The organism is Streptomyces durocortorensis (genome assembly GCF_016901035.1).
In the GTDB taxonomy this organism is placed as follows: domain Bacteria; phylum Actinomycetota; class Actinomycetes; order Streptomycetales; family Streptomycetaceae; genus Streptomyces; species Streptomyces durocortorensis.
In genome coordinates, this window is record NZ_JAFEUF010000235.1 from 1 (window position 1) to 10334 (window position 10334).

2 protein-coding genes are annotated in these 10334 nt (G+C 74.0%); both read left to right on the forward strand.

The features are described from left to right. The coding region (locus tag JS521_RS29435; RefSeq protein WP_205085985.1) for a type I polyketide synthase at nt 1-2511 on the forward strand (2511 nt) is incomplete at its 5' end. A gap of 36 nt (nt 2512-2547) precedes the next feature. Further along, on the forward strand, nt 2548-10334 hold a 7787-nt coding region (locus JS521_RS36975; RefSeq protein WP_239488006.1), incomplete at its 3' end, for a type I polyketide synthase.

The following is a 10334-nucleotide window of genomic DNA, read 5'->3' on the forward strand; positions in this document are numbered from 1 at the left end:
TCGGTGACGGTGTCGGGTGACGCGGAAGCGGTCGGCGCACTGGAGGAGGGGTTGCGCGGCGACGGTGTGCGGGTGAAGCGGCTGGCGGTTTCGCACGCGTTCCATTCCCGTTTGATGGAGCCGATGCTGGCCGAGTTCGCCGCGGTGGCCGAGTCGTTGACGTATCACGCCCCGCGGATCCCGGTCCGCACCACCGCCCCTGGTGATCTGGCCACTCCCGGCTACTGGGTGGGGCAGATCCGCGAACCCGTCCGCTTCGCCGACGCGGTCCGCCAGGCTCACGAGGCGGGCGCCACCCGCTTCCTGGAACTCGGCCCCGACGGCGCCCTCAGCGGGCTCGTCCCCGGCGCGGTGCCCGCGATGCGCCGCCGCCGTCCGGAGGTGGAGTCCCTGTTCGCGGCCGTTGCCCGGCTGTGGGTCGAGGGGACGGCTGTGAACCTGGCAGCGGTGTTCCCCGAGGCCCCGCCCGTCACCCTGCCGCCCTACCCCTTCCAGCACACCCGCTTCTGGCCCGAAGCCGCCCCGCCCCGGCACCCGACCGCTTCCGGAGAGGGGCAGTACGACGTGCGCTGGGTGCCGGTCACCGAAGAGGCGGCCCGGCCGACCGGCCTGTGGTTCCTGGTCACGCCGCCCGGCGAGGACGACAGCGCCGACACCGGCGCCGACGACGTCAGCCGCGCGCTGCACCGCGTCGGCGTACGTACCCTCGTCATCCCTGGAAGCACCGACCGCGCCGCCCTCGCGGCCCGGCTCCGCGCCGTGGCGGCCGAGACCACCCCGGCCGGCGTGCTGGCTCTGCCGCCCGCCCCGGGCTCCGACGCCCTGCCCCCCGTGGTCGCCCTCACCCAGGCGCTCGACGACGCGGGTGTGACGGGCCCGCTGTGGTGTGCCACCCGGGGCGCCGTGCGGGTCTCCACGGACGACCCGGGACCCGACCCGGTCCAGGCGGCCGTCTGGGGCTTCGGCAGAGTCGCGGCCCTGGAGATGCCCCGCAGCTGGGGCGGCCTGGTCGACCTGCCCGCCGACTGGGACGACCGCGCCGGCATCCGGCTGGCCGCACTGCTCGGCGCCGACGGCTCCGAGGACCAGGTGGCGATCCGCCGGACCGGCGTACTCGGCAGACGCCTCGTCACGAGCACCCCCGGCAACGGGAACCGTACGGCCAACGAGTGGCGGCCGACCGGCACCGTGCTGATCACCGGCGGCACCGGCGCACTCGGCGCGCACACCGCCCGTCTGCTCGCCCGACAGGGCGCGCCGCACCTGGTACTCGTCGGACGCCGGGGCCCGGAGGCACCCGGCACCGGCGACCTCGCCGCCGAACTGACCTCCCTCGGCAGTCGCGTCACCCTCGCCGCCTGCGACGTCACCGACCGCGCCGCGCTCGCCGGGGTACTCGCGGGCATACCGGAGGAACTGCCGCTCACCGCCGTCGTGCACGCGGCGGGGACGGTTGAGGACGGAGTGATCAGCTCGCTCACCCCCGACCGCGTCGCCGACGTGGTGCACGCGCGCCTGGCGGCTGCCCGGCACCTCGACGAACTGACCGCGGGCCACGAACTCGACGCGTTCGTGCTGTACACCTCCTTCGCCGGGGTCGTCGGCAACCTCGGGCAGGCCGCGTACGCCGCGGGTAACGCCGCGCTGGACGCCTTCGCCGAGCGGCGCCGGGCGGCCGGGCGCACCGCCACGGCCCTCGCGTGGGGACCATGGGCCGGAGCAGGCGTGGGCGCGGGCGCGGCAGCAGGCGAACAGCAGCAGCGCACCGGCGTGACGCCGCTGCCGCCCGAGGAGGCCCTCCTGTCGTTGGAAGCGGCCCTCGCCGAGCAGCGGACGACGGTCTGCGTGGCCGGCATCGACTGGAGTCGCTTCGGCCCCGTTCTGGGAGCCGGGCGCGGCGGGCGGCTGCTCAACCTGCTGCCCTCCGCACCCCGGCCCGCGCCGCCCGCCCCCGACCGGCAGGGGCCCGGCCTGGCCGAACAGCTGGCCGGGGCGCCGCAGGCGCAACAGGAACGCATCCTGGTCGACCTGGTGGTCTCCCGGACCGCCGCCGTACTCGGCCACAGCACCCCGGCCGCCATCGACCCGGACCGGCACTTCCGCGACCTGGGCACCGACTCGGTGATGGCCGTCGAACTGCGCAACCTGCTCGACGTCGCCACCGGGCAGACCCTGCCCGCGACCCTGGCGTTCGACCACCCGACCCCCACCGCCCTCGCCACGTACCTGCGCGTACTTCTCGTGAGCGGCCAAGGCCCTGCCACCGCGGCGGGCGCGGAGAGCACGGTCGCCCAACTGGAGAAGCTCGAGGCGGCGCTCGCCGAGACCCCGCCCGACAGCGAGGAGACCGCGGTCCTGCTCGCCCGCCTGCGCGACCTCACCGACCGGCTCGGCGCCGCGGCAACCGTGCCGCCCGCCCGCTCCAGGTCGCAGAACGAGGTCATCGACCTGGAGTCGGCGAGCGCCGACGACCTCTTCGACCTCATCCACAACGAATTCGGCAAGTCCTGACGCCATGTACGGTCCTGCCCGCTGGGAGTCGCTCTGATGACGAACGAAGAGAAGCTGCTCGACCACCTGAAGTTCGTCACGGGCGAGCTCCGGCAGGCGCACCAGGAACTGCGCGAACAGCAGGAGCGGGACTCCGAGCCCATCGCCATCGTGTCCATGGCCTGCCGCTTCCCCGGCGGCGTCCGTACCCCGGAACAGCTGTGGCAACTGGTCACCGAGGGCCGTGACGCGGTCGGCCCCTTCCCCACTGACCGGGGCTGGGACCTGGACGCGCTGCTCGACCCCGACCCCGAGCGGTCCGGCGGCAGCTACGGTCACGAGGGCGGATTCCTCCACGACGCCGCCGAGTTCGACGCCGGTCTCTTCGAGATCTCGCCGCGCGAGGCCATCGCCATGGACCCACAGCAGCGGCTGCTCCTGGAGACCTCGTGGGAGGTCTTCGAGCGGGCCGGCATCGACCCGAAGTCGGTGCGCGGCAGCCGGATCGGCGTGTTCGCCGCCACCAACGGCCAGGACTACGCCACCGCGCTCGCCGCCGACCCGGAGGCGGCCGAAGGCTACCTCGCCACCGGCGCCGTCGCGAGCGTGCTGTCCGGACGCCTCTCGTACGTCTTCGGGCTGGAAGGCCCCGCCCTCACCGTGGACACCGCGTGTTCGGCGTCGCTGGTGGCACTGCACCTGGCCGTGCAGTCGCTGCGCAGAGGCGAATGCACCATGGCCCTCGCGGGCGGCGTCACGGTCATGGCCACGCCCGCCGCGTTCGTCGAGTTCTCCCGCCAGCGAGGGCTGGCGGCCAACGGCCGGTGCAAGGCGTTCGGCGACGGCGCGGACGGCACCGGCTGGGGCGAGGGCGTCGGGGTGCTGCTGGTGGAGCGGCTCTCCGACGCCGTACGCAACGGGCACGAGGTCCTGGCCGTGGTACGCGGCTCCGCGGTCAACCAGGACGGCGCCTCCAACGGCCTGACCGCGCCGAACGGCCCCTCGCAGCAGCGCGTCATACGTGACGCGCTGGCCTCGGCCGGCCTGACGCCCTTTGACGTGGACCTGGTCGAGGCACACGGGACAGGCACGAGGCTCGGCGACCCGATCGAGGCACAGGCACTACTGGCCGCCTACGGCCGCAGCCGCCCCGCCGACCGCCCGCTGTGGCTCGGCTCGGTGAAGTCCAACATCGCGCACACCCAGGCCGCCGCCGGAGTAGCCGGCGTCATCAAGACGGTCATGGCACTGCGGCACGGCGTACTGCCCCGCACCCTGCACGCCGACGAACCCACCCGGCAGGTCGACTGGTCGGCCGGCGCCGTCCGGCTCCTCACCGAGAACCGCCCCTGGCCCGGCCCCGGCCGGACCAGGCGCGCCGCCGTCTCCTCGTTCGGAGTGAGCGGCACCAACGCGCACACGGTGCTGGAGCAGGCGCCCGAACCCGGCCCCGCGACCGGGCAGACCCCGGCCGAAGTACCGCCCACGGCCGCCGAACCGCCGCTGATCCCGCTCCCGCTCGCCGCCCGCACCCAGCACGCCCTGCGCGAACAGGCCGCCGAACTCCACACGCACCTGGCCCAACGACCCCAGACACACCTGGCCGACCTCGGCTACTCGCTGGCCACCACCCGCGCCTCGCTGCCCGCACGAGCCGTCGTCCTGGCGGCAGGGCACGACGATGCGCTCCGGGCGCTCGCGGCCCTCGCCGAGGGCACGTTCCCGCCGCAGACGGAGTCCGGCACGGCGGCACCCGGACGCACCGCGTTCCTGTTCCCGGGGCAGGGCGCGCAGCGGGCAGGGATGGGACGTGGACTGTACGACGCCTTCCCCGCGTTCGCCGACGCGCTCGACGCCGTATGCGCACGTGTGAACCTCGAACCACCCCTGAAGAACGTGATGTTCGGGGACGAGGCGGAGCTCCTGGCACGCACCGCCTACACCCAGCCCGCTCTGTTCGCCGTCGAGGTGGCGCTGTTCCGGCTGGTGGAGTCCTGGGGGGTCACCCCGGACATGCTGGTGGGCCACTCGATCGGTGAACTGGCCGCCGCACACCTCGCCGGAGTGCTGTCCCTGGACGACGCGTGTGCCCTGGTGTCGGCGCGCGCCCGGCTGATGGACGCGTTGCCGCAGGGCGGCGCGATGCTCGCCGTCGAAGCACCCGAGGACGGGCTCGTCCTGCCCGACGGGATCGACGTGGCAGCCGTCAACGGGCCCACCTCGGTCACCGTTTCCGGTGACGCCGACGCGATCGGTGCGCTGGAGGAGCAGTTCCGGGCCCGGGGCGTACGGGTCAAACGGCTGGCCGTCTCGCACGCGTTCCACTCGCACCTGATGGAACCGATGCTCGACGAGTTCGCCGCCACCGCACGGTCGCTGACCTACCACGCCCCGACGATCCCGGTCCTCACCACCGCCCCCGGGGACCCGGCCACCCCCGACTACTGGGCCGGGCAGATCGTCGAGCCCGTTCGCTTCGCCGACGCCGTGCGCCGCGCCCACGCCGCGGGCGCCACCCGCTTCCTCGAACTCGGCCCGGGCGGGGCCCTGTCCGCCCTCGTCCCGTACATCGCCCAGGACACGACCGCCGTCCCCGTCCTGCGCCCCGGCCCGGACGAGGCAGCGTCACTGCTGCACGGCATCGCGCGAGCCCACGTGCACGGCACCCCCGTCGACTGGGCGGCGCCACTCCACGCGGCGGGCGCCCGCCGTGTGGAGCTCCCCACCTACCCCTTCGAGCGCAAGGCGTACTGGCCCAGCGCCCGGCTGAGCTCCGGGGACCTGACCTCCGCGGGGCTCGGCGCGGCAGGGCATCCGCTGCTGGGCGCCGCCGTGTCACTGGCCACCGGGGGAGGGGCACTGCTCACCGGCCGGCTCTCCGCCGCCACACACGGCTGGCTCACCGACCACACGATCCTCGGCAGTGTCCTCGTCCCGGGCACCGCGTTCGTCGAACTCGCCTGGCAGGCCGGGGAACACGTCGGCTGCGGGACCGTGGAGGACCTCACCCTCACCACGCCGCTCGTGCTGCCCGCGCGCGGCAGCGTACAGATCCAGGTCACCGCCGGAGCCGAGCGCGAGGACGGCACCCGCCACCTGGAGATCCACTCGCGCCCCGACGGCGAGGAGGAATGGACCCGCAACGCCGTCGGCCTCCTCGCAACCTCACCCGCCGACCCGACCGGCACCGCGGGAACACGGCCGCCGGACGCCGAACCGGTGGACCTCGGCGGCTTCTACGAGCGCGCCACCGAGGCCGGCTACGCGTACGGTCCCCTCTTCCAGGGACTCAAGGCCGCCTGGCGGGCGGGCGATGACCTCTACGCCGAGGTCGAACTGCCCGAGTCCGCCCACCGCGAGGCGGGCCGCTGCGGACTGCACCCCGCCCTGTTCGACGCCGCGCTGCACCTCACCGGCCTCGACGCCGACCGGGCCGGGCTGCCCTTCGCCTGGGAAAGCGCCACCCTGCACGCGACCGGTGCCACACGGGCCCGCGTCCACCTGGCACCCGCCGGTGCCGACGCCTGGACGCTGCGGATCAGCGACCCCGAGGGCGCCCCCGTCGCCACGGTCGAGTCGCTCACCCTGCGGGCCGCGACCGCCGTCGGCCCCCGCCACGACGACTCCCTGTTCTACCTCGACTGGACGCCCGTACCCGTGCCGGCCCGTCCGCGCCCGCTCGCCACCGCCACGGCCACCGACGGACTCGGCGCCTTCCTGGCCGGGTTCTCCGGCCCCGTACCCGATGCCGTCGCGTGGCCCGTGGCCGACACGGACACCGAGACCGCCGTCACCGAGGTCCTGGCAGGCCTCCAGGCGTGGCTGGCCGACGAGCGATTCACCGAGTCCCGTCTGGTACTGGTCACCCGCTCCGCCGTGGCCGCGACACCCGGCGACGACGTCACCGGTCTGTCCGGGGCGGCCGTCGGAGGACTCGTACGCTCCGCGCAGACCGAGCACCCCGACCGGTTCGTCCTCCTGGACACCGACACCGACACCGCCCCCGACGTGCTTGCCGCGCTCCTGGACGGCGACGAACCCTGGCTCGCACTGCGCGGCGGCACACTGCTCGCCCCCAGACTGGCCCGCGTCTCAACGTCCGGCACCCTCGCCGCACCCGACACACAGGGCTGGCGACTCACCGCCGACCGCACCTCCGGCTCCCTCCGCGACCTGGCCCTCACCCCCGCACCCGAGGCGACCGCGGAGCTGGCGCCGGGCGAGATACGGGTCGAGGTACGTGCGGCCGGGGTGAACTTCCGTGATGTGCTGATCGCGCTCGGCCAGTACCCGGACCCCTCGGCCCTCATGGGATCCGAGGCCGCGGGCATCGTCGTCGAAGCCGGCCCCGGGATCACGGACCTCGCGCCGGGCGACCGCGTCTTCGGCCTGTTCGAGGGCGGCTTCGGCCCGCTGGCGGTGGTGGACCGGCGGATGGTGGCGCCGGTGCCGCAGGAGTGGACCTTCTCGGACGCGGCCTCGGTGCCGATGGCCTTCCTGACGTCCTACTACGCACTGGTGGACCTGGCGGGACTGACTGCCGGAGAATCGGTCCTCGTCCACGCCGCCGCCGGTGGCGTGGGGATGGCCGGCGTACAGATAGCACGACACCTGGGCGCCCAGGTGTACGGAACGGCCTCGCCGGCGAAGTGGGCGGCGACCGGCCTGGACACGGCGCATCTCGCCTCCTCGCGCGACCTGGGCTTCGAGGCCGCCTTCGCGGAGCGCACCGGCGGACGCGGCGTGGACGTCGTCCTCAACGCGCTGGCCGGCGAGTTCGTCGACGCCTCGGCACGGCTGCTGGCCCCCGGCGGCCGCTTCGTGGAGATGGGCAAGGCGGACCTGCGCGACCCCGACTCCTTCGGCGACCGCCACTACCGCTCCTTCGACCTCGGCGAGGCAGGACCGGACCGGCTGCAAGAGATGCTGCGGGAGGTCCTGGAACTGTTCCGCACCGGCCGGCTCACCCTGCTGCCCACCCGGGCCTGGGACGTCCGGCAGGCGGCAGAGGTCCTGCGGCACGTCGGCTCGGGCGGCCACACAGGCAAGAACATTCTGATGCTGCCACGTGCCCTGGACCCGGAGGGCACGGTCCTGATCACCGGAGGCACCGGCGTCCTCGGATCACTGCTGGCCCGACACCTGGTCGAGCACCGGGGCGTACGGCACCTGGTCCTCACGAGCCGGAGCGGGCCCACCGCACCCGGCGCCCGGGAACTGGCGGAGCAACTCGGCGCGCTCGGCGCACGCGTACGGATCGCCGCGTGCGACGTCACCGACCGGGAGGAACTGGCCGAACTGCTGGCCACCCTCCCCGCCGAACACCCCCTCACCGGCGTCGTCCACGCGGCTGGTGTCGCCGACGACGGCGTCATCGAGGCGCTGACACCCGAGCGGATCACCGGCGTGCTGCGCCCCAAGGCCGAGGCCGCGCTCGCCCTGCACGAACTGACCGCGGGCCTGGACCTGGCCCTGTTCACTCTCTACTCCTCCGCTTCCTCCGCCTTCGGCTCCCCGGGCCAGGCCAACTACGCCGCCGCCAACGCCTTCCTGGAAGCGCTGGCCCAGCACCGCCGAACCCGGGGACTCACCGCGACCACGCTCGGCTGGGGCCTGTGGGCCGAGGAGAGCGCCATCAGCGGCGGCCTCGACACCACCGGTCTCGCCCGCGCCACCCGCGTCGGCGGCGCACTCTCCGCCGACGAAGGGCTCGCCCTCTTCGACGCCGCCCGGGCCACGGGCCTGCCCCACCTGCTCCCGCTGCGTTTCGACCGGTCCGTCGCCCGGACGCTGCGACCCGTGCCCGCACTGCTGCGCGGCCTGGTGAGCGCCCCCGCGCGCCGCACCGCCAGTACGGCCACCGGCGGTTCGGGACTCGCCGGACGCCTCGCCACCCTCCCCGCCGCCGAACAACAGCGCCTGCTCACCGGGCTGGTGTGCGCCGAGGCCGCAGCCGTCCTCGGGCACACCGGCACGGACGCGGTCGCCCCGGACCGGGTGTTCAAGGAACTCGGCTTCGACTCGCTGACCTCCGTCGAACTGCGCAACCGCATCAACGCAGCCACCGGGCTGCGCCTGCCCGCGACGCTGCTGTTCGACCACCCCACCCCGGTCGCGCTCGCCGGCCACCTCGGCACCGAACTGGTCGGCGAGACCGGGCCGGCGCACCAGGTGCGCACCGGCGCCACCACCGACCTCGGCGAACCGATCGCGATCGTCGGCATGTCGTGCCGACTGCCCGGAGCTGTCCGGTCGCCCGCAGACCTGTGGCGGCTTGTACGCTCCGGCCAGGACGCCATCACCGACTTCCCGACCGACCGCGGCTGGGACATCGACACGACGGCCCTGCCCTACGCGCCGCTCGGCGGGTTCCTCGACGACGTGGCCGGGTTCGACGCCGGACTGTTCGGCATCTCCCCGCGCGAGGCCCTGGTGATGGACCCCCAGCAGCGGCTGCTGCTGGAGACGGCATGGGAGGCGTTCGAGGCGGCGGGGCTCGACCCCCTGGCGGTGGCCGGTGAGTCGATCGGTGTCTTCGCGGGCGCCGCATCCTCGTACTACGGCCTCGACAGCGAACTCCCGGACGACGCCGCCGGCTACCAACTCACCGGCGGCGCCACCAGCGTCATCTCGGGCCGGGTGGCGTACTCGTTCGGGCTGGAAGGGCCTGCTGTGACGGTGGACACGGCGTGTTCGTCGTCGTTGGTCGCGGTCCATCTCGCGGTGCAGTCGTTGCGCAACGGCGAGTGCGACATGGCTCTGGCCGGCGGTGTGACCGTGATGGCGGGCTTCGGGGTCTTCAGCGAGTTCAGCCGCCTGGACGGGCTGGCAGAGGACGGGCGCTGCAAGGCGTTCGCCGAGGGGGCGGACGGCACGGGCTGGTCCGAGGGCGTCGGCCTGCTGCTGGTGGAACGCCTCTCGGACGCCGAGCGTCTGGGGCACGAGGTGCTGGCGGTGGTGCGGGGGAGCGCGGTCAACCAGGACGGTGCGTCGAACGGTCTCACCGCGCCCAACGGCCCGTCCCAGGAGCGGGTGATCCGCCAGGCCCTGGCCAACGCATGCCTTGAGGCATCGGACGTGGACGTGGTGGAGGCGCACGGCACCGGAACCCGCCTGGGCGACCCGATCGAGGCGCAGGCACTGCTGGCGACCTACGGCCAGGACCGGGACGGGGACCACCCGCTGTGGCTGGGCTCGGTGAAGTCGAACATCGGCCATACCCAAGCGGCCTCGGGCGTCGCCGGCGTGATCAAGATGGTGCAGGCGGTGCGGGCCGGGGTGGTTCCGGCGACGTTGAATGTCGATGAGCCGACGTCGCATGTGGACTGGTCGGCCGGTGCGGTGAGGCTGGCGGTGGAGTCGCGGGCGTGGCCGGAGACGGGGCGTGTGCGTCGGGCGGGTGTGTCGTCGTTCGGGATGAGTGGTACCAACGCGCACGTGATCATCGAGCAGGCGCAGCCGGTGCCCGTCGCGATGCCGGTCGTGGTGCCGGAGTCCGGGGAGGGCTCCGGGGTGGTGCCGCTGCTGCTGTCGGCGAAGTCGCCCGGTGCGCTGTCGGGCCAGGCAGACCGGCTGCGGGACCTTGTGACGGGTGATTCGGCACCCCAACTGTCGTATGTCGGAAGCTCGTTGCTGTCAAGGGCAGGACTGGAACACCGCGCGGTGGTGCTGGCCGCCGACCTCAACGGCGCGGTGGAGGGCCTGGGCTCGGTGATCGAGGGGGCGTCCGCCGGCTCCGTGCGGGGCGTGGTCACCGGTGGGCGTGAAGTGGTGTTCGTTTTTCCGGGTCAGGGTTCGCAGTGGGTGGGGATGGGGCGTGAGCTGGCGGGTTGGTCGGTGGTGTT